The sequence below is a fragment of the Haliea atlantica genome, assembly GCF_054779855.1.
The window spans coordinates 212,862-231,894 of record NZ_BAAGXL010000019.1 but is presented as its reverse complement, the minus strand read 5'-3'; the positions used below and the strand labels follow the sequence as shown (position 1 = coordinate 231,894).

The 19,033-nt window shown below is 65.3% G+C and carries 19 protein-coding genes and 1 tRNA gene; 8 read left to right on the top strand and 12 right to left on the bottom strand.

All coding sequences use genetic code 11. The features are described from left to right. The first annotated feature begins 101 nt into the window (after positions 1-101). The 5 genes from ACYVGS_RS12815 to ACYVGS_RS12795 all read left to right on the top strand — a co-directional run bounded on the left by ACYVGS_RS12815 (position 102) and on the right by ACYVGS_RS12795 (position 3,695). Positions 102-530: an MAPEG family protein gene (locus ACYVGS_RS12815; RefSeq protein ID WP_460589087.1), complete on the top strand. Its 429-nt coding sequence runs from the start codon at positions 102-104 to the stop codon at positions 528-530. Between the two features lie 19 nt (positions 531-549). Then, on the top strand, positions 550-1,050 hold the full coding sequence (locus ACYVGS_RS12810; RefSeq protein WP_460589086.1) for a nuclear transport factor 2 family protein: 501 nt from the start codon (positions 550-552) through the stop codon (positions 1,048-1,050). A 181-nt stretch (positions 1,051-1,231) separates the two neighbouring features. Beyond that, positions 1,232-1,918, top strand: coding sequence for a TetR/AcrR family transcriptional regulator (locus ACYVGS_RS12805; RefSeq protein WP_460589085.1), 687 nt, complete (start codon positions 1,232-1,234; stop codon positions 1,916-1,918). Next, on the top strand, positions 1,915-2,697 hold the full coding sequence (locus ACYVGS_RS12800; protein WP_460589084.1) for a class II aldolase/adducin family protein: 783 nt from the start codon (positions 1,915-1,917) through the stop codon (positions 2,695-2,697). The genes ACYVGS_RS12805 and ACYVGS_RS12800 overlap by 4 nt, the downstream gene beginning before the upstream one ends. A gap of 71 nt (positions 2,698-2,768) precedes the next feature. Continuing rightward, a complete protein-coding gene (locus ACYVGS_RS12795) occupies positions 2,769-3,695 on the top strand; it encodes a TauD/TfdA dioxygenase family protein (protein ID WP_460589083.1) in 927 nt (308 codons plus the stop codon). Between the two features lie 207 nt (positions 3,696-3,902). Here ACYVGS_RS12795 and ACYVGS_RS12790 read toward each other — a convergent pair. From ACYVGS_RS12790 to bioB, 8 genes are all read right to left on the bottom strand, one after another. Continuing rightward, positions 3,903-3,979, bottom strand: a tRNA-Pro gene (locus ACYVGS_RS12790). Between the two features lie 97 nt (positions 3,980-4,076). Further along, complete coding sequence (locus ACYVGS_RS12785; RefSeq protein ID WP_460589082.1) at positions 4,077-5,156, bottom strand: GGDEF domain-containing protein; 1,080 nt, start codon at positions 5,154-5,156, stop codon at positions 4,077-4,079. Between the two features lie 15 nt (positions 5,157-5,171). After that, positions 5,172-5,375 (bottom strand): DUF3094 family protein, encoded by a 204-nt coding sequence (locus ACYVGS_RS12780; RefSeq protein ID WP_460589081.1) that lies wholly within the window; start codon positions 5,373-5,375, stop codon positions 5,172-5,174. A gap of 64 nt (positions 5,376-5,439) precedes the next feature. Beyond that, the gene (locus tag ACYVGS_RS12775; protein WP_460589080.1) at positions 5,440-7,233 is read right to left on the bottom strand and encodes an acyl-CoA dehydrogenase family protein; all 1,794 of its coding nucleotides are present in this window, start codon (positions 7,231-7,233) and stop codon (positions 5,440-5,442) included. Positions 7,234-7,384: 151 nt separating this feature from the next. Then, entirely contained in the window at positions 7,385-8,074 is a 690-nt protein-coding gene (gene bioD / locus ACYVGS_RS12770) for an ATP-dependent dethiobiotin synthetase BioD (RefSeq protein ID WP_460589079.1), read from the bottom strand. Further along, entirely contained in the window at positions 8,071-9,654 is a 1,584-nt protein-coding gene (gene bioC, locus ACYVGS_RS12765; protein WP_460589078.1) for a malonyl-ACP O-methyltransferase BioC, read from the bottom strand. Before bioC ends, bioD begins: the two co-directional genes overlap by 4 nt. Beyond that, positions 9,647-10,813 carry an aminotransferase class I/II-fold pyridoxal phosphate-dependent enzyme gene (bioF, locus tag ACYVGS_RS12760; RefSeq protein ID WP_460589076.1) on the bottom strand — a complete coding sequence of 389 codons (1,167 nt, stop codon included), beginning with the start codon at positions 10,811-10,813 and terminating at the stop codon, positions 9,647-9,649. Before bioF ends, bioC begins: the two co-directional genes overlap by 8 nt. Positions 10,814-10,823: 10 nt before the next feature. Next, positions 10,824-11,864: a biotin synthase BioB gene (gene bioB / locus ACYVGS_RS12755; protein WP_460589075.1), complete on the bottom strand. Its 1,041-nt coding sequence runs from the start codon at positions 11,862-11,864 to the stop codon at positions 10,824-10,826. A 75-nt stretch (positions 11,865-11,939) separates the two neighbouring features. Between bioB and ACYVGS_RS12750 the strand changes: the two genes are divergently transcribed. Together ACYVGS_RS12750 and ACYVGS_RS12745 are read left to right on the top strand one after the other, a co-directional pair. After that, positions 11,940-12,716 (top strand): ComF family protein, encoded by a 777-nt coding sequence (locus ACYVGS_RS12750; RefSeq protein WP_460589074.1) that lies wholly within the window; start codon positions 11,940-11,942, stop codon positions 12,714-12,716. Then, positions 12,700-13,692 carry a stress response kinase A gene (locus ACYVGS_RS12745; protein WP_460589073.1) on the top strand — a complete coding sequence of 331 codons (993 nt, stop codon included), beginning with the start codon at positions 12,700-12,702 and terminating at the stop codon, positions 13,690-13,692. The genes ACYVGS_RS12750 and ACYVGS_RS12745 overlap by 17 nt, the downstream gene beginning before the upstream one ends. A 4-nt stretch (positions 13,693-13,696) precedes the next feature. Here ACYVGS_RS12745 and cysE read toward each other — a convergent pair whose 3' ends face one another. Then, positions 13,697-14,542 (bottom strand): LbetaH domain-containing protein, encoded by an 846-nt coding sequence (cysE, locus tag ACYVGS_RS12740; protein WP_460589072.1) that lies wholly within the window; start codon positions 14,540-14,542, stop codon positions 13,697-13,699. Positions 14,543-14,594: 52 nt separating this feature from the next. After that, entirely contained in the window at positions 14,595-15,254 is a 660-nt protein-coding gene (trmB, locus tag ACYVGS_RS12735) for a tRNA (guanine(46)-N(7))-methyltransferase TrmB (RefSeq protein ID WP_460589071.1), read from the bottom strand. Positions 15,255-15,333: 79 nt separating this feature from the next. Between trmB and ACYVGS_RS12730 the strand changes: the two genes are divergently transcribed. Further along, the gene (locus ACYVGS_RS12730) at positions 15,334-16,068 is read left to right on the top strand and encodes an acyltransferase (RefSeq protein WP_460589070.1); all 735 of its coding nucleotides are present in this window, start codon (positions 15,334-15,336) and stop codon (positions 16,066-16,068) included. Here the strand turns inward: ACYVGS_RS12730 and hemE are convergent. Both hemE and ACYVGS_RS12720 read right to left on the bottom strand, forming a co-directional pair. Beyond that, complete coding sequence (gene hemE, locus ACYVGS_RS12725) at positions 16,059-17,126, bottom strand: uroporphyrinogen decarboxylase (RefSeq protein ID WP_460589069.1); 1,068 nt, start codon at positions 17,124-17,126, stop codon at positions 16,059-16,061. The genes ACYVGS_RS12730 and hemE overlap by 10 nt on opposite strands. 481 nt (positions 17,127-17,607) lie before the next feature. After that, on the bottom strand, positions 17,608-19,029 hold the full coding sequence (locus ACYVGS_RS12720) for an FAD-dependent oxidoreductase (RefSeq protein ID WP_460589068.1): 1,422 nt from the start codon (positions 19,027-19,029) through the stop codon (positions 17,608-17,610). Positions 19,030-19,033 lie beyond the last annotated feature (4 nt).

The window sequence follows — 19,033 nt, the reverse complement described above, 5'->3', positions numbered from 1 at the left end:
ACAGGAAGGCGGGATGACGACAACTACTGCCCAGCCAACAGTAGACGCCGCGGAGAAGCCTGCTGTAGGCTTCCGTAAACCCCACAGAGGAGACAATAACAATGACTGCGATTCTCGCCCCCGCCGCCGCACTTGCCGCCTGGTCCCTGGTCATGCTGATCTGGTTGGCTGCAACCCGCTTCCCCGCCATCGCGAAATCCGGCATCGACCTGAGCAAACCCATGCCAGGCGGGCGCCGTGGCGCCGATCTGGAAGGCGTTCTGCCAGACAAGGCCAACTGGCCGGCGCACAACTTTGTACACCTGCACGAGCAGCCGACGGTCTTTTACGCCATCTGCTGCATTCTTGCCATCAGCGGCGGTGCTTCTGGCCTGGATGTGCAACTGGCCTGGGGCTACGTCGGGCTGCGCGTCGTGCACAGCCTGGTACAATCCACCATCAACTACGTCCCCCTGCGCTTTCTCCTGTTCCTGACCAGCGCCATCCTGCTGGCAGTACTGGTGGCCAGCGCTCTGCGGGCGACCCTGTAAACCCAATCGGAAACCCGGCATGGATATCGACACTCTCGCTCGCGAGCTGCAAAAGCTGCAGGACATCAAGGCAATCTGCGAACTCAAATATCGCTACCTGAACGCCTGCGACGAGAAACTCCCCGAACAGGTGAGGGACTGTTTCGCATCCGGTCCCGTTGCCATCGACTTCGGCCATATCGGTCGCTTTGATAACCGCGATGACTTCGTGCAGGTGTTTGTCGAGCTGGGTTGCCACCCGCACATCATCGACATGCACCACGCCCAGAATCCGATCGTGGAGTTGATCGGCGATGACCGCGCCCGCGGCAAGATCGGACTGCGCTTCCACAGCATCAATACACAGGACAAAAGCAGCGTGCAGCTGGGCGGCGCCTACCACGACGAGTATCGCCGCATCGACGGTGAGTGGCGAATCAGCGCCAGCCAGTTCCTGATCCACTCGGTGGAAATGCGCGACTTCTCCGGTGACGCCGACCGCATTGTGTATGTCGGCAGCAGCATGCCGAACGCCGGCTAGAAACCGACGCGGAAAGCGCTTTCGCAGGCCGGGCCCCGCCCGGCTTTTTAACGCCGACAGGGAAAAATCCGAGCGCCCTCGGAATATTTGTGTTTCCTAAATAAAAACAGGCACTTGGCGATATTATTTTGTTCCGAAAACACGAGTTGCGCGGCCCGGGGCATGCGCTATGGTAAGGAACATGAATACACCCGGCCCCTTACAGGCGACTCGCCGCCAGCCCCGACAGGCACGCTCCCGCATGCTGGTAGCCTCCATAAGGCAAGCCTGCCGGCAGATCCTGCAGCAGGGCGATGCCGCCAAGTTGACCGCCCGGCATATCGCCGAAAAGGCCGGCGTCACCATTGGCTCCTTCTACCAGTATTACAGCAACAAGGAGGCGGTGCTGCTGGATGTATTGCTGGAGGATGCTCCCGGGGAAGCCGACCGTCTGGCGGCGGAAACCCGCTACCTGGGGACGCTGCGCTGGCAGTCCCTGGAGGAAACCCTGCGAGAACTGGTCCTGGTAACCTGCCGGCGCCACCAGCGCTTGCTGGAGCAGCACGGCGATATCTACCAGCGCTATCACCGTGACATCCAGTTCGACAACCTCATACAGACCAGCGTCAGCCGTTATGTATCGATCGAGTCACTGCAAGAATGGCTGCAGGAACTCCTGCTACATCACCAGCCCCGGCTCCACCACGATAGCGCCGCCCTGCGGGCCTTCACGATTGCCTCGGCCCTGACCGACATCACCGCCCGCGCCGTCGACGAGCGACCCGAGTGGCTCGCCTCGCCCGAATTCCAGAACGAATTGCAGCGCCTGCTGCTCAACCACGCCACCCTCACAACAGCACCCGATAACAAAGGAAACGTCGCACCATGACCGACTACAGCAACGACCCCAGCATCAACTGGAAAGCCCTCGCACCCCTGGCACCCAACCCGGGGCGCTACCCGATTCTGCCAGACCTGAATCCGCGCCAGGAGCTGGCACTGTTGTGCCGGGTACTGATCCAGGAGGGTTACAACGACCACATCGCCGGGCACATCACCTACCGCCAGGACGACGGCACCCTGCTGGTCAATCCCTGGGAGCTGGCCTGGGACGAAGTCTGTGCCTCCGACATCCTGACCATTGATGAAAGCGGCAAGATTCTCGATGGTCGCTGGAATATCACACCCGCCATCAATGTGCACCGGGACATGCACACGCTGCGGGAGGATGTGCGCGTGGTCATCCACAACCACCCTGAATGGGGCTCCGTATGGGCCGCCTGTAAACGTGTCCCGCCGATCTACGACCAGACCTCGGCACTGGTGGATACCGACCCGGTCGTCTTCGACGAATACCACGGCACCGTAAACGATGAAAAGGAAGGACGCGCCGCCGTGGAGGCCCTCGGCGAGCACAAATGGGCACTGCTGGCCAATCACGGTGTGTTCCTGGTGGCCCGGGACCTGCGCCAGGCCCACCTGCGCGCCATCACCCTGGAATGGCGCTGCCGGCTGGCCTGGCGGGTCGAAGCCCTCGGCGGCGGTCAGCCACTCTCGGCAGAGACCGCTTCCGGTCTGGGCCAGATGACCGATGGGAACGGCTTCCCCTTCCTCTGGGAAGCCATGGCGCGCCGGGAAATCCGCCGGGATCCGCGAGTCCTCGAGTAAGCGGGCCGCACAGGCACTTCTCGCCCACGATCACATCCGACAGAACGCCTATTGCCCATTGAGGACTACTCATGACCCTGACCGTCAAACCCCTGAAGAACATTGGTGCCGAAGTCTGCGGCTTCGACATCAACCAACCGATCGATGATGCCTTGAAGCAGGAGCTGCGCGACCTCTGGTACCAGTACGGCCTGCTGCTGTTTCGCGGCCAGGCCATCAACCCGGAGAATCAGATCGAGTTCAGCCGCGTCTTCGGCCCCCTGGAACTGCACCCCTTGAAGGTAAAGACCTCCGACCAGTATCCCGAGCTCTTCGTGCTCGAAAACGGCACCGAGAAAGACCAGCACATGCTCGCCTATTACAACGGCGAGGCGATCGTCGGACGCCTGGACTGGCACATGGACCTGCACTACACCGCCCGCCCCAATCACGGCGCCGTACTCACCGCGGTGGAGGTGCCCTCCGCGGAGGGCCTGACCGGTTTCGGCGACCTGGCCATGGCCTGGGATGCCCTGGACGAGGAGACCCAGACGCTGCTGGAAAAGCTGGAGGTTGCCTACAGCTTCAGCATGCAGCGCAAGCACATGCGCTTCGTCAATCTGGAGGGCTACCAGCCGGGTGAAAACCTGGCGAAAAAACCCTCGGACATCGGCTTCCCCGACTTCGCGGATGCGGTATACCCGGCGGTCGTCACCCACCCCGTCAGCGGCCGCAAGGTGCTGGAAATCGTCGAGCAGTTCCTGGACCGGGTGATCACCCCGCAGAAGTTCGGGCTGTCCAACGACGAATCCATCGAGCTGCTGGAGCGACTGGTGGCCCACACCCGCAAGCCCGAGTTCCACTACTTCCACCAGTGGCAGGAAGGCGACATGGTGCTCTGGGACAACTGGCGCATCATGCACTGCGCCACCGGAACCCCCCCGGGCGTACGCCGTGTAATCAACCGCACCACCATCATGGGGGAAGAGACCCTCGGGCGGGTGCTGGACGGGGAGTGAGTCCAGCCCCATCACGTGGGCATAGACTATAGCCCCTTCCATCAGCAAGTTGAGCTCGTTGGCGAGCACTTAAAGCCTACAGTGATCACGCGTGCGGAGGTAAGCCGGCAGGCTCTTCATCATTAACGGGGGACACAGAGGTGGCCGCAAAAAACCCGTATTTACAGGGACTTGAGGACACCAAGGGTGTATTGCTGGGGGGTAAAATGGTCGGTGTGAGAGGATTCGAACCTCCGACCCCTTCCTCCCGAAGGAAGTGCGCTACCAGGCTGCGCTACACACCGATAGATTTGAGGGCGGGAACTATACCAGAGAGCTGGCTGATTACCAATAGGGAGAACACCCTGGGGACCAACACCCTTTCGGCCAAGGCGGAGGGGCTCAATGGGCCCGCGGGCCCGAAGCCGACGCAGACAATGTTGCTCCACCCTCGGATGAAACACCGGGCTGGTCGCGATCGACCACGCGATCGCGACCCAGCTCCTTGGCCGCATACAGGCGCTGGTCTGCCAGGCGAATCAGCTCATCAAGCCCGTCGTCGGAACCCAGCTCGCCGCTCGCGGCGACCCCAATGCTGACGGTGATATGGGCGCCGTCACCGTCCACGGCAAAGGCCCTGGCAGCCACCTGGGCCCGGAACCGCTCCATCACCTGGGTCGCGGCAGCCGTATCGCGGTTGAGGATAATGGCCATGAACTCCTCGCCACCGTAACGACCCACGAGATCGTAAGGTCTGCAACAGGACTGCAGCAACCGGGAAAACGCCGCGAGCACCTGGTCGCCGGCCTGGTGCCCATAGGCATCATTGACCTGCTTGAAATGATCGAGATCGAGAATGGCCAGGGAAAAGGGTCGCGGTTCACGCCGGTGCTCCGCCAGCAGCTGATTCAGGCGCTCCATCAGATAGCGACGATTGTACAGCCCGGTGACGTGATCGAGAGTGCTCTGCCGGTAGAGTTCCGCCTCGGCCATTTTACGGTCGGTGATATCGATGATCAGCCCCTCGAGCGCCTCGATTTCACCCTGTGAGTCTCGGACAAAATCGCCCTGCTCAAAGACCCAGCGAACCTGCCCGTCGGCGCGCCGAATCCGGTATTCAAGACGGCAGGGCAGCCCATTCTCGCGAGCTTCATCCCAGACTTGCCAGACAGCCTCGCGATCCTCGGGCAGAATGATGTCATTCCAGGAGAGGCGCCGATTTCCCAGCAGGTGTTCGACCGGGTAGCCCGTCAGCTGATCACAGCCCTGGGAGAGAAACTCCATGGTCCAGTCAGGGTCGTAGCGGCAGCGGTAGGCAATCCCCGGCAGATTCGCGATCAACACGGCCTTGCTGCGCTCGCTTTCCTTGAGAGCAGCATTGATCTGCTGGAGCCGCCGGTTCCATACCCAGGCCAACCCACCACTCAACAGGAGGAGCAGCAAGCATATCGCCAGCAGCAACTCGAGAAGCTGTGGGGACACGCGGCAGACCCGCTGTCAGTACACCCCGTACCAGCGTGCCAGCAGCTGGCTGAACAAGCTGAACAGGGTGACAACCACCAGCAGCCCGATCAGCAGGCGCAGGGGGCGGAAGGGCTTCCGCTCGACCGAGTTGACGCCTCGCGACAGAAACTCGTCCACCCTGGACTGATCGTCCGGATTGAGGCGCTGGTCCTCGTTGACATGGGACTCTTGAGACATGGTGCGTTACCTCCAATCACACGCATATTGTGGCCCCTAACCCGGTACTTGTCACCCGCGGGACTCAGAGGGCAAACAGCGCCTCGGGCATCTGCATCAGGCTCTGCGACCCGGCGAGCACGGCATCCCGATGACTGCCGGCCCGCGGCAATAGCCGCGCGAAATAGAACTCGGCGGTCATCAGCTTGGCTTCGTAGAAGGCCTTGTCATCGCCACCCTCGGCCACTTTCTGACGGGCCAGCACCGCCATGCGCGCCCAGCACCAGGCCAGCACCACATAGCCACTGTACATCAGGTAATCCACCGCGGCGGCACCCGCCTCCTCGGGATTCTGCATAGCCAGCTCCCCGACCTTCAGGGAGAGCTCCAGCCATTCGTCCTTGTAGTGAACCAGGGGCTCGATGAAGCGGGCATCCGCCTGGTCATTGTGCTGCGTGCAGAAGTCATCGATCAGGGCGGTGAAATCGGTCAGCAGCTTGCCGCCACTACCCAGCACCTTGCGCCCGATCAGGTCCATGGCCTGGATACCGGTAGTGCCTTCGTAGAGCATGGCGATGCGGGCGTCGCGCACGATCTGCTCCATGCCCCACTCGCGGATGTAGCCGTGGCCGCCAAATACCTGCAGACCAAAATTGGCCGACTCGAAACCCGTCTCGGTCACGAAGGCCTTGGCGATGGGCGTCAACAGCGCCAGCCGGTTTTCGGCGGCCTGGGCCTCTTCCGCCTCTGCGGAATCGACAATATCCGACTGTTGCGCCAGGTAGTACAGGAAGGCCCGACTGCCCTCGACCAGGGCTTTCTGGCTCAACAGCAGACGGCGCACATCCGGGTGCACGATGATGGGATCGGCCGGTCCCTCGGGGTTTTTCGGGCCGCTCAGGCTGCGCATGGCCAGGCGTTCCCTGGCGTAGGCCAGAGAACCCTGCCAGGCCAGTTCGCCATGGGCCAGCCCCTGGATGGCAGTGCCGATGCGCGCCGTATTCATAAACGTGAACATGGCGTTCAGCCCGCGATTGGGCGGCCCGATCAGGTAGCCGGTGGCACCGTCAAAGTTCATCACGCAGGTGGCCGAGGCCTTGATGCCCATTTTCTTTTCCAGGGAAGCGCAGTGCACGGCATTACGCTCACCCACTGTGCCATCGTCCCGGGCCAGGAATTTGGGAACAATGAACAGGGAAATGCCCTTGGTACCCTCGGGCGCGTCCGGCAGACGGGCCAGCACGATATGCACAATGTTCTCCGCCATGTCGTGTTCGCCGGCACTGATGAAGATCTTGGTGCCGGTGATGGCGTAACTGCCGTCCTCTCGCGGCTCGGCCCGGGTCCGCAGCAGCCCCAGGTCACTGCCACAATGCGCCTCGGTCAGGCACATCGTGCCCGACCAGCTGCCCTCGATCAGTCGGGTCAGGTAGGTGGCCTTCTGGGCATCGTCGCCATGGGCCTCGATGGTCTTGATGGCGCCGTGACTCAGCCCCGGGTACATCAGCCATGGCCAGTTGGCAGTGCCCGCCAGCTCATTGACCACAATACCCAGCAGATTCGGCATTCCCTGCCCGCCCCATTCGGGATCCGCGGCCAGGGCGGGCCAGCCATTGGCCACGAACTGCTGATAGGCGTCGGCAAAACCGGCCGGTGTCGTCACCACACCGTCGTCCCAGTGGCAACCTTCCTCATCGCCGCTCTGGTACAGGGGCGCCAGCACGTTCTCGGCAAATTTTGCGGCCTCGCCAAGGACCGCATCCATTAGCTCGCGGCTGGCCTCCTGGTACGCGGGCAGCCGCTGGTAGAGCGACTCGGACTGCAGCAACTCGTGCAGCACAAACTGGATATCGCGCAGGGGAGCCTTGTACTCGGGCATGGGGGAACCTCTCGGTGAAGCGGCAAAGTGAACGGCGAACACATTCTGCGGGTTTTGCCGCGGATGTCAAATGACATTTCTGCGGGAGAGCGCAGCCAAGACGCCGCCGGTAGCCGGCCACATCAGCGCGACAAGCGCGCCAGGCGCAAGGTCAAGCCTGTGAAACCCCGAAAAAAAGGCGTTCTAAATCAATATGCTGGCAAGCCTGAACTGGATCAAAAGGCGGCTGGAAGGGCACTTCCCCCAACAATGGCGCAGGCAGCCAGCGCGCGAGAGTGTCCAGGTTTTCGCGGTGGCAGGCCATTTCCTGCCCCGGCTGGTTGGCCACCCACCCAGCCAGGCGCAGACCATCGCGCTGTATCGCTTCGGCAGTGAGCAGGGCGTGATTGATGCAACCCAGGCGCATGGCCACCACCAGAATCACTTCCGCCTGCAGGGTTGTGGCAATGTCGGCAAAGGTTTCGCGCGGCCCCAGCGGCACCCGCCAGCCCCCGGCACCCTCCACCAGTACCAGGTCGGCACCCAGCCCCATCACGCCCCGGCAGAGCCCCGCCAGCCGGTCGGCCTGCAGACGCCGCCCCGCCTGCTCGGCGGCGATATGCGGTGCAATCGCCGGCTGCAGGGCGACCGGGTTGACCTGGCTATAGGGCAGATCCAGTGACATCGACCGCATCAGGGCCAGCGCATCCTCATTGCGCCCCTCGCTGTCACAGCCCGCCGCCACCGGCTTGACGGCGCCGGTGGTCAGGCCGGCGCGCCTGGCGGCTTCCAATACCGCGCAGCTAATGGCGGTCTTGCCCACTTCGGTATCGGTACCGGTCACGAAATAGGTGCGGGTCATGATTGCAACTCCAGACGTGCATGGATAACTTCCCAGGTGGCCGGCAGGCCCCGGGGCTCGCGGAAGCGCTCATAGGCCCGCAGCATCGCCGCCAGCTGGCGCCGGGTAGTCAGGCCACCGGCACGGCCGCTGTTCATGTTGTGGGCTCCCAGGGTCTTCAGCTCCCGCAGCAGGTCGGCGACCGCCGCATGATGTACCACCCGGGTCTCCACCTCCGCGTGCAGGGTGACGCCGGGCAGACTTGCGGCAGCCTCCTGCAGCGCCGACAAGGGCAGGAAGCGGTTGACGTGCTGGCCGTCGTCCACTGCCGCCCAGGCCCCGCGCAACTCGTGCAGTGTCGACGGCCCCAGGGTACTGAACAGGGCACAGCTACCGGGCTTCAGCACCCGGGCCAGCTCGGCCAGCAGGCGCCGCGGGTGGTAACACCACTGTAGTGCCAGGCTGCTGAAAATCAGGTCGACACTGGCGGTTGCCAGTGGCAGGGCCTCCGCGTCACCCACGACCCAGCGGGCCTGCCCCTCACCATCCTGCTGTCGCGCCCAGGCCAGCATCCCGGCGGCAATATCCAGCCCCAAGTAAGCCGCACCCGGGTAGTGGTGCTGCAGCGCCGGGCGGAAGTACCCCGTGCCACAGCCCAGGTCGACCACCGTGTCCACGGTGTTCGCCGTCTCCGGCAGGCGCGAAAGCAAGGCATCGCCCACCTCACGCTGAACTTGCGCCACACTGTCATAGTGAGGCGCTGCGCGACTGAAGGAATTCGCAATAGCCTGCTTGGAAACCGGTTCCGGGCCCTGCGGGATGCCGGCTGCGGAGGACTCCAGCAGCGGCGCTATCGCAGCCAGGAGAGCCTCGCTGGCCTGCAGTGGCAACAAGTGACCCACCGCCGGCAGCGCAGCTACCACCGCCTCACGCTGCCCCGCCAGGAGGCTTTCAAGCGCCGGGGCCAGATCCGGGGGCACCAGCGCATCGGCCTCGCCGAGGAGGTGCCGCTGGGGCATGGGCAGCGTCGCCAGGACTTCGCGGAGGTCGAGATCGCCCAGCCAGGCGAGACCTGCCTGCAGGGCAGGCAAGGGCAGTTCGCGGCGGCACTGCTGCAGGTAGCGCAGCCAGGCGCGCGGCGCACCTCGCCCCTGCAGGGCGTCAAAGCGGCGCAGGGTCTGAACGGGATGGCGGGGCAGGCTGGCTCCCATGGCGGCCAGGTCCTCCGGCGACAGGCCCGGCCAGTCTGCGCGCGCCAGAAAGCAGGGATTACTGCACACCGTCACCAGACAATCGACCCGCGACGGCGCCCGGGCCGCCAGCGCCGCCGCCAGCTGCCCGCCCAGGGACCAGCCAAGCAGCCCGAATCGCGCGGGCAGACGATCCAGAAGGCCTTCCACGGTAGCCGCGAGACCGGTTTCGGACGGCACATCGGGGGGTGGCAGCCAGTCCACCAACACCAGGTTCGCCAGGCCTCGCAGCGGAGCCAACAGGGGCCGCCAGAGTTCGCGGCTCCCGGACCAGCCATGCAGCAGCACCAGGTGCTGCTCGCTGTCGATGGTGGCGGGCAGGTATTCGATCTGAAAGCTTGCCTCAGGCATCGGCGCTCAACTCCGCCAGAGCATCGAGGAGCTGTTCCACCTGCCCGACTGTGTGGCCGGCGGTCAGCGTGATACGCAAACGCGAGGTTTTGGCGGGTACGGTGGGGGGGCGAATGGCACTGACCAGGAAGCCCCGCGCGCGCAGCCCTTCACTGAGCTGCAGTGAACGCCCAGCCTCGCCCACCAGCAGGGGTTGAATCGGGGTCGGCGAAGGCATCAGGGGCAGATTTCGTGCGGCGGCGCCATTCCGGAAGTGGGCGATCAGGGTCTGCAGGTGCTCGCGCCGCCAATTCTCCTCCGTCGCCAGCCGCAACGCGGTCAGGCTGGCGACGGCAATCGCCGGTGGCGGCGCCGTGGTGTAGATGTACTTGCGGGTCACCTGGATCAGCGTCTCGATCAGGGTCTCGCTGCCCGCGACAAAGGCGCCGGCAGTACCCAGCGCCTTGCCCAGGGTCGCCATCAGCACCGGCACCGCTTCACTGTCCAGGCCCGCCGCCGCCACACTGCCGGCACCGCGCTCCCCCAGCACGCCGAAACCGTGGGCATCGTCGACCATCAGCCAGGCGTCGTGCTGGCGGCAGAGAGCCGCCTGCTCGACCAGGGGCGCCAGATCACCGTCCATGCTGAACACACCGTCCACCGCCACCAGGACCGGGCCCTGGCTGCTCGCCAGCTTGCGCGCCAGATCGGCACAGTCGTTGTGGGCAAAGCGCCGCAGGCGGGCGCCGCTGTGCAGGCCGCCGTCCAGCAGGGAAGCGTGGTTGAGGCGGTCCTCCAGCACGGTGTCCCCGGCTTGCAGCAGGGCCTGCAGGGCGCCGGTATTGGCGGCGTAGCCACTGCCCATCAACAGGGCCCTGGGCCGTCCCGTGGCCTCGGCGAGTGCCTCCTCGAGCTCGGCGTGGGCGCGACTGTGGCCACAAACCAGGTGGGAAGCGCCACTGCCAACCCCGTAATCCCGGGCACCGCGGCGCAAGCTCTCCACCAGGCGCGGATCGCTGGCCAGGCCCAGGTAGTCGTTGCTGCAGAAGTTGAGGTAGTCGCCCCCCTGCCAGCGCACCCGGGGGCCCTGGGGCGAGTCCAGGGTCAGGCGCTGGCGATAGAGGTCGGTGGCGCGACGCGTCTCCAGCACCTCGCGCAGGCGCCGGTCAAAAGCGGACACGGCGGGGCGGTCAGTGGGCCGCGGCGCTGCGCGTGGCGTCGTAGAACTGCGGCGAGGGCATCTCCGGCGCCTGCTCCAGCTCACGCTCCTCGGGGTGGATACCCAGGCGCTGGAACAGGGCCAGATCGCGGTTGGCCTCGGGGTTCGGAGTGGTCAGCAGCTTCTCGCCGTAGAAGATCGAGTTGGCACCGGCGAAGTAGGCGAGGGCGTGCATCTGTTCGTTCATCGATTCGCGTCCGGCGGACAGGCGCACGTGCGACGCCGGCATCAGGATCCGGGCCACGGCGATGGTGCGGATGAAATCGAAGGGGTCGAGATCCGCCTCTTCGGCCAGTGGCGTCCCCTCGACCTTGACCAGCATGTTGATGGGCACACTTTCCGGATGCTCCGGCAGGTTGGCCAGCTGCTGCAGGAGACCCGCGCGGTCCCGGGCCGACTCGCCCATGCCGACGATGCCACCGGAGCAGATTTTCATGCCCGCCTCGCGTACGTGGCCGAGGGTCTCCAGCCGGTCCTGGTAGGTGCGGGTAGTAATGATTTCGCCGTAGTACTCGGGCGAGGTATCCAGGTTGTGGTTGTAGTAGTCGAGCCCCGCCTCCGCCAGCTCCTGGGCCTGCTCGGGGCTCAGCATGCCCAGGGTCATGCAGCTTTCCAACCCCAGTTCGCGTACGCCCTTGACCATCGCCACCACGTAGGGCATGTCGCGCTTCTTCGGCGAGCGCCAGGCAGCCCCCATGCAGAAGCGCGATGCCCCACTGGCCTTGGCCGCCCGCGCCTGCTCCAGCACTTTCTCCACTTCCATCAGCTTTTCCGCTTCCAGACCGGTGTCATAGCGGTTGCTCTGGGGGCAATAGGCGCAATCCTCGGGGCAGGCGCCGGTTTTGATGGAAAGCAGTGTGCTCACCTGCACCGCATTCGGGTCAAAATAGGCCCGATGCACGCTGTGTGCCCGGAACAGCAAATCGTTGAAGGGCAGGGCAAACAGGGACTCGATTTCCTCGCGGCTCCAGTCGTGGCGCAGCTCGGGTTTGGCGGTGGCGACAGCAGTCATGGCGGGCATCTCGTGACGGGAATCAGGCGCCCATGATACGGGCTGCCCGAAAGCAGTCAACCAGGAGGGCATCGCATGGTTAACAGCCAGCTGGACACCCTGCTCGAAAAGCTCTTCCCCCGGCAGTGCCTGCTCTGTCGGCAGGCCAGCCACAACCCGCAGCCCCTGTGCCACGACTGCCGCACCAGCTTGCCGCTGAACCACTGCGCCTGTGAGCAGTGCGCGCTGCCACTACCGACGGGTGCCGCCCCCGGCGCACTCTGCGAAAGCTGCCTGGAGGGACAACGGGACTTCGACCGGGTGATCGCGCCGCTGGTTTACGGCCCGGGTATACGCCAGCTGGTGAGCGCCTGGAAATACCGGCGCCAGACCCTTCTGAGCCCCCTGCTCGCCAGCCTGTGGCTGGAGCACCTGACGCAGCTTCCGGCGTGCGACCTGCTGCTGCCGGTGCCGCTGCACTGGCGCCGACAGTTGTGGCGCGGCTTCAACCAGGCCGCCCTGCTGGGGCGGGCACTGCGACGCAGTCACCCGGCACTGGCAGGGATCCCCCTGCTGGAGGGAGGCCTGCAGCGCCGGCAGCACACGCGACACCAGGCGGGTCTCGGCGCCGGCGCCCGGGAGGCCAACCTCGCGGGCAGCTTCCGGCTGCGGGCTGAGGTGAGCGGGCTGCGGGTCGCGGTGATTGACGATGTCGTCACCACCGGCGCCACGGCCCGGGAGGTGGCGGCCGTGCTGAAGGACGGCGGCGCAGCAAGCGTGCAGATATGGAGCCTGGCTCGCACCCCCGCGCACCCTGCTACACTGGCCGGTCCAGCCAGCGGTTTGAGCGCAGAGTATGCAGCACCACAGTGAACACCCCTATGAACGCCTGACCCCGGACTGCGTGATCGATGCGGTGGAGGCCGCCGGCTACCCCTGTGACGCGCGCCTGCTGGCACTGAACAGCTACGAGAACCGTGTCTACCAGGTGGGCATGGAGGAGGGACCACCCCTGGTCGCCAAGTTCTACCGGCCGGGTCGCTGGAGCGACGAACAGATCCTCGAGGAGCACGCCTTCAGCCTCGAGCTGCAGGCGGCGGACATTTCCGTGGTCGCCCCCCTGCAATCAGCCGGCGGAGACAGCCTGCACCAGCACGAGGGCTTTCGCTTCGCCCTGTTTCCCCGCCGCGGCGGCCACCCCCCGGAACTGGACAACCTCGACAACCTGCTGGTCCTGGGCCGCACCATCGGCCGCATGCACCGGGTCGGTGCCGCGGCACCCTTCCGCACTCGCCCACACCTGACGATTGACAGCCACTTTGTCAGCAGCCGCGACTATCTGCTGGCGGAGGGCTTTATCCCCCGGGAGCTGATCGCCGCCTACGCCTCCCTTACCGACGATCTGCTGACTCGCCTGCGGGGCGCCCTGGCCAACCTGGAGGACAGTGACTGCATCCGGGTCCACGGCGACTGCCATGCCGGCAACATACTCTGGCGCGACGAGACCGCGCACTTCGTCGACCTCGACGACTGCTGCATGGCCCCGGCGATCCAGGATCTGTGGATGTGTCTGAACGGCGATCGCCAGGAGCGCCAGCTGCAGCTGGCGGAATTGATTGAAGGCTACAGCGACTTCGCCGACTTCGCGCCCCGGGAGCTGCGCTGGGTGGAAGCGCTGCGCACCCTGCGTATCGTCAACTACGCTGCCTGGCTGGCCCGGCGCTGGGGCGACCCCGCCTTTCCCAAGGCCTTCCCTTGGTTCAACAGCGAGCGCTTCTGGGGCGACCACATCCTGCAGCTGCGGGAGCAAATGTCCGCGCTGGAGGAGGAACCGCTGCGGCTGCTCTGAGGGCTCAACGCGCTTTGCCAGTCCGGCCGCGCATCGCCTCCAGGCAATCCTCGTCGTCTTCGCTGCAGGGGAAGGAGTGGTCCATTTCCAGCGCGGGTGACTGCGAGCGGGGACGCCCGACCACCTTCGCCGGCACACCCGCGACTGTGGTGTGGGGCGGCACCTCTTCCAGCACCACGCTGCCGGCACCTACCTTGGCACCGTCGCCCACCCGGATGTTGCCCAGGATCTTGGCGCCGGCGCTGATCAGCACACCGTTGCCGATCTTGGGATGCCTGTCGCCGTGCTCCTTGCCGGTGCCGCCGAGGGTGACCGACTGCAGGATAGACACGTTGTTGCCCACCACCGCGGTTTCGCCGATCACCAGCCCGGTCGCGTGGTCCAGCATGATGCCGTGGCCGAGCCTGGCGTTGGGGTGGATGTCCACCGCGAACTCGGCGGACATGCGGTTCTGGAAGAACAGCGCCAGGGAGCGGCGCCCGCGCTGCCACAACCAGTGGGATACACGGTGGGTCTGCAGGGCGTGGAAGCCCTTGAAGTACAGAAAGGGAATGTAGAGCTCCTGGCAGGCGGAGTCACGCTCCTCGACCGCAAGCAGGTCACAGCGCACCGACTTGCGCAGGCAGGCATCATCCCGAAAAGCCTCCAGGATGACCTCCCGCAGCAACAGGGAGGATGCCGTGGGACTATCCAGCTGGTAGGCAAGATGGAAGCTGAGGGCGCTTTCCAGGTCGCCGTGATTGAGAATGGTGGCGTGCAGGAAGCTGGCCAGGATCGGTTCATCCGCGGCGTGTTGCGCGGTCTCGTCCAGGATGCGTTGCCACACCGGGTCGGGCTTTTTCGGCGCCATGATCTCTCCTCTTTGTCAGCGCACCAATGTAGCACAGCCCGCAAGGGGCTGTTCAGGGGCCCTGGTATTGCCACAGGGCGTGCCCGCTGGCGCGGTACTTGGCCTCGAAGCGGGTCAGGGCCGGGCCCTCCGGCAGCTGGCACACCCGCCCCGGGCTGCCAGCCAGCAACAGGGCCACGCCAAACTCCTCGACGTAGAGCTGCCAATTACTGCGCAGCTCAATACGGCCGCCCAGCGCCACCAGATCGCTGAAGCCGGGATGCCCGTGAATGCGCCGCTGCAAGTGAGCCGCCTTGGGCCAGGGGTTGGGGTAGAGCAGGTAATGATAGTCGACCCGCCAGCCGGCCTCGCGCATCAGAAGCCATATGTCCTCGCATTCGGCCCGCAGCAAGTGATAGCAGGCCCCGCCGCCGGGGGTATCGGCGGCGCTGTGGCGCCCCAGGCGATCCGCGGAGCGGTCGATGCCCACCACACGGTGCTGGGGATGGCGCGCCGCGAGCAGGGCCGTGCTCATCCCGGTACCGCAGAAGGAGTCCAGCACCAGCGGTCGCGGGTCTTCCTCCTGCAATCGGGCCAGCTCGGCAAAGGCCGCGCGACTGAAATCGGGCACCGGGCGCCGGTTCGGGCTGCGCAGGTGCTTGCGCACCCGTTCGGCAAGGCGCGGGTGCAGGCCGGGCTGGTTGCTGGTGACCGGTCGCGAAGTCTGCTGCATGGCGTGTTGGTTTGCGTCGCTGTCGGGGGCTTGTCATGATACGCCGGCTGCGACCTGCGCCCAAACGGGATCCGATACCATGCAAGAGGATTTGCGCCCTTACTGGGTAAAGAAACTCTACCTGCGCCTGCGTCACGCCTGGACCGAGTGGCGCCTGCGGCCCCGCTGCGCCAGCCTGGGCCCCTGGCACAGCATCATGAAACCCTGGTACGTGCATATCTCCGGCGCCAATATCCGCATCGGCCGCAACTTCACCGCTATCGGCGAGCCGGGCAACCGGGTGGAAATCGGCGTGTGGGGGCGGGAAGCCGGGCAGGGGCGCGTCAGCATTGGCGACTGCGTGCTGATGAGCCCCGGCTCGCGCATCAGCGCCAGCGACGAAATCACCGTGGGCGATGGCACCATGTTCGCCAACGGCGCCTACGTGACCGACTCCGACTGGCACACCATCCGTGATCGCACGGTCAGGGCGGCGACGCCCACCCCGGTGCATATCGGTCGCAACGTCTGGCTCGGGGATCACGCCACCGTGCTCAAGGGCGTCACTATCGGCGACAACAGCGTGGTTGCCGCCCGGGCCGTGGTCACGCGCGATGTCCCCGCGAATGTCGTGGTCGCCGGCAATCCGGCGCGCGTCGTGCGCGAGCTGGACCCGGAGGAAGGCTTCACCACCCGCATGGACCTGTTTGCCGACCCGGCGGGTGTGGAGGCCTTTTTCGATGCGGTGGACCGGGAAGTGCTCGCCGGCAATTCCCTGTGGCGCTGGCTGCTGTCGCTGGTGTGGCCGGCAGCAGCCCTTCGCCATCACCCCTGATGATACTGGGGTGACAGCTCCTGAACCGCATCCACAAAGGCGGTGACATGATCCGGGTTCACACCGGGGGTGATCCCGTGCCCGAGGTTGAACACATGCCCGCTACCGTGACCGAAACTGGCGAGGATGGTGGCCACCTCTTCGCGAATGCGGGCCGGTGAGGCGTAGAGCATCGCCGGGTCCATGTTGCCCTGCAGGGCAACCCGGTCGCCCACCCGGGCACGGGCCTGGCCGATGTCCGTGGTCCAGTCGATACCCACCGCCTGGGCACCGCAGGCGGCAATCGCCTCCAGCCACTGGCCGCCACCTTTGGTGAAAACGATCACCGGCAGCGGCCGCCCATCGGCTTCGGTCGGCAGCTTGCTGATGACCCGCTGCATGTACTTGAGGGAAAACTCCCGGTAGCCGGCGGCACTGAGTGAACCGCCCCAGGTATCGAAGATCTGCAGCGCCTGGGCGCCCGCCGCCACCTGCTCGCTCAGGTAATCCGCGACGGCATCCGCCAGGCGTGCGAGCAGGGCGTGCATCAGCTCCGGCTGATCGTAGGCCATGCCCTTGACCCGGGCGAAGTCTTTCGAGGAGCCGCCCTCCACCATGTAGGTGGCCAGGGTCCAGGGGCTGCCGGAAAAACCGATCAGCGGCACCTGACCGTTCAGTTCGCGGCGGATGGTGCGCACGGCATTCATCACATAACCCAGGTCGTCAGCCGCCCGGATCTGGTTCAGCCCCGCGAGGTCCGCCTCGCTGCGTACCGTTTTCCGAAACTTCGGCCCTTCCCCTTCCTCGAAATAAAGCCCCAGACCCAGGGCGTCGGGGATGGTGAGGATGTCGCTGAAGAGAATCGCCGCGTCCATGGGGTAGCGCCGCAGGGGCTGCAGGGTCACTTCACAGGCCAGCTCGGCGTTCTTGCACAGATCGAGGAAGGAGCCCGCCTGGGCGCGCGTGGCGCGGTACTCGGGCAGGTAGCGCCCGGCCTGGCGCATCATCCAGATGGGCGTGCGGTCGACGGGCTGGCGCGCCAGGGCGCGGAGGAAACGGTCGTTCTTGAGATCAGTCACGGGGGAACCCTTGTACGTGCGTGAGGGGTGCTTCGTAGTCCGGTCTCGCCCGGCGTTGGTGCCGGTGAGACACGCCGTGAATACGTCCCTGTAGGCTCGAGGAGCGCATCCATGCGCTCCACGGTCTCCCCGGCACCAACGCCGGGCAAGACCTACCATCGCGGCAAACCGAAAACACAGTGGCGGGATTCTACGTGACTCCGCGGCGGCCAGCCAGCTGCGGCACGTCTCGCCCGTGACTTTGACCGACCGCACGACGGCCTAGGAGCTTCGTAGCACAGTCTTTGCCGGTGTCGAGTCAACCGGAAACGCGGCGCCTGCGGCCTGCTACGTACCAGGCCGGTTGAGCCGCGGTGCCCATCACCGACTCTCTGCGACATGGATGTCGCAGAGAAGCCCCCAAGGACGGGTTCACGGCGTGTCGGTGATGGGCTCCGCGGCTCAACCGGCCGGCGCTACGAAGCGCCAACCCAAGCCGGAATCAGACCTCCAGGAAGTCGAGAATACCCTCGGCCGCCTGCCGGCCTTCCCAGATCGCCGTGACCACCAGGTCCGAACCGCGCACCATGTCGCCACCGGCAAAGATCTTCTCGTTGGTGGTCTGGAACTTGTATTCCTGCTCCTCCGGCGCCACGATGCCGCGCCAGTCGTTGAGCTCCACGCCCTGCTCGACCAGCCACTCCGGCGGGCTGGGCTGGAAGCCGAAGGCGATGATCACCGCATCCGCTTCCAGCACTTTTTCGCTGCCGGGGATCGGTTCGGGGCGACGGCGGCCGCTGTCGTCGGGCTCGCCGAGGCGGGTCTCGACCATTTTCACGCCGCAGGCCTTGCCGTAGTACTCGACGATCTCGATCGGCTGGCGGTTGAACAGGAACTCGACACCCTCTTCACGCGCGTTGGCCACCTCGCGACGGGAGCCGGGCATGTTTTCCTCGTCCCGGCGATAGGCGCAGGTGACACTGGTGGCGCCCTGACGCACGGCGGTGCGCACGCAGTCCATGGCGGTGTCGCCACCACCGAGTACTACCACGCGCTTGCCCTTGAGGTTGACGTAGGCGTCTTCCGGCTGGGGGTAACCCAGGTTGTGGTTGACGTTGCCCACCAGGTAGGGAAGGGCCTCGTAGACACCCGGCAGCTCTTCGCCGGGGAAACCGCCGCGCATGTAGGTGTAGGTACCCATGCCCAGAAAGACGGCATCATACTCTTCCATCAGTTCCTGCATGCTGACGTCCTTGCCGACCTCGGTATTCAGGCGGAACTCGATGCCCATGCCCTCGAATACGCCCCGGCGCCGGATCATCACCGACTTCTCCAGCTTGAATTCGGGGATGCCGAAGGTCAGCAGGCCGCCGATCTCGGGGTAGCGGTCGTAGACCACCGGCTTCACGCCGGCGCGCACCAGGACATCGGCGCAGCCCAGACCGGCGGGGCCGGCGCCGATGATCGCCACCTTCTTGCCGGTGGGCACCACCTGGGACAGGTCCGGCCGCCAGCCCATGGCCAGGGCGGTGTCGGTGATGTACTTCTCGGATGAACCAATGGTTACCGCACCGAAGCCGTCATTCAGGGTACAGGCCCCCTCGCACAGACGGTCCTGGGGGCAGACCCGGCCGCACACTTCCGGCAGGGTATTGGTCTGGTGGCTGAGCTCGGCGGCCTCGAAGAGATTGCCCTCGGCCACCAGCTTGAGCCAGTTGGGAATGAAATTGTGGACCGGGCACTTCCACTCGCAGTAGGGGTTGCCACACTCGAGACAGCGGTGGGACTGCTCCTGCGCCTGGGAGGGCGTGAAAGGCTCGTAGATCTCGACGTAGGCGTGCTTGCGACGCTCCAGGGGTTTCTTGTCCGGATCGTTGCGGCCGACATCGATAAACTGGAAGTGATTGGACAGACGATTGGTCATGATG

Bases quoted from the DNA above. Each gene is read 5' to 3' on its own strand.
- ACYVGS_RS12815 (WP_460589087.1), top strand. From the start codon at position 102: ATGACTGCGATTCTCGCCCCCGCCGCCGCACTTGCCGCCTGGTCCCTG.
- ACYVGS_RS12810 (WP_460589086.1), top strand. From the start codon at position 550: ATGGATATCGACACTCTCGCTCGCGAGCTGCAAAAGCTGCAGGACATC.
- ACYVGS_RS12805 (WP_460589085.1), top strand. From the start codon at position 1,232: ATGAATACACCCGGCCCCTTACAGGCGACTCGCCGCCAGCCCCGACAG.
- ACYVGS_RS12800 (WP_460589084.1), top strand. From the start codon at position 1,915: ATGACCGACTACAGCAACGACCCCAGCATCAACTGGAAAGCCCTCGCA.
- ACYVGS_RS12795 (WP_460589083.1), top strand. From the start codon at position 2,769: ATGACCCTGACCGTCAAACCCCTGAAGAACATTGGTGCCGAAGTCTGC.
- ACYVGS_RS12780 (WP_460589081.1), bottom strand. From the start codon at position 5,375: ATGTCTCAAGAGTCCCATGTCAACGAGGACCAGCGCCTCAATCCGGAC.
- ACYVGS_RS12775 (WP_460589080.1), bottom strand. From the start codon at position 7,233: ATGCCCGAGTACAAGGCTCCCCTGCGCGATATCCAGTTTGTGCTGCAC.
- bioD (WP_460589079.1), bottom strand. From the start codon at position 8,074: ATGACCCGCACCTATTTCGTGACCGGTACCGATACCGAAGTGGGCAAG.
- bioC (WP_460589078.1), bottom strand. From the start codon at position 9,654: ATGCCTGAGGCAAGCTTTCAGATCGAATACCTGCCCGCCACCATCGAC.
- bioB (WP_460589075.1), bottom strand. From the start codon at position 11,864: ATGACTGCTGTCGCCACCGCCAAACCCGAGCTGCGCCACGACTGGAGC.
- ACYVGS_RS12750 (WP_460589074.1), top strand. From the start codon at position 11,940: ATGGTTAACAGCCAGCTGGACACCCTGCTCGAAAAGCTCTTCCCCCGG.
- ACYVGS_RS12745 (WP_460589073.1), top strand. From the start codon at position 12,700: ATGCAGCACCACAGTGAACACCCCTATGAACGCCTGACCCCGGACTGC.
- cysE (WP_460589072.1), bottom strand. From the start codon at position 14,542: ATGGCGCCGAAAAAGCCCGACCCGGTGTGGCAACGCATCCTGGACGAG.
- trmB (WP_460589071.1), bottom strand. From the start codon at position 15,254: ATGCAGCAGACTTCGCGACCGGTCACCAGCAACCAGCCCGGCCTGCAC.
- ACYVGS_RS12730 (WP_460589070.1), top strand. From the start codon at position 15,334: ATGCAAGAGGATTTGCGCCCTTACTGGGTAAAGAAACTCTACCTGCGC.
- ACYVGS_RS12720 (WP_460589068.1), bottom strand. From the start codon at position 19,029: ATGACCAATCGTCTGTCCAATCACTTCCAGTTTATCGATGTCGGCCGC.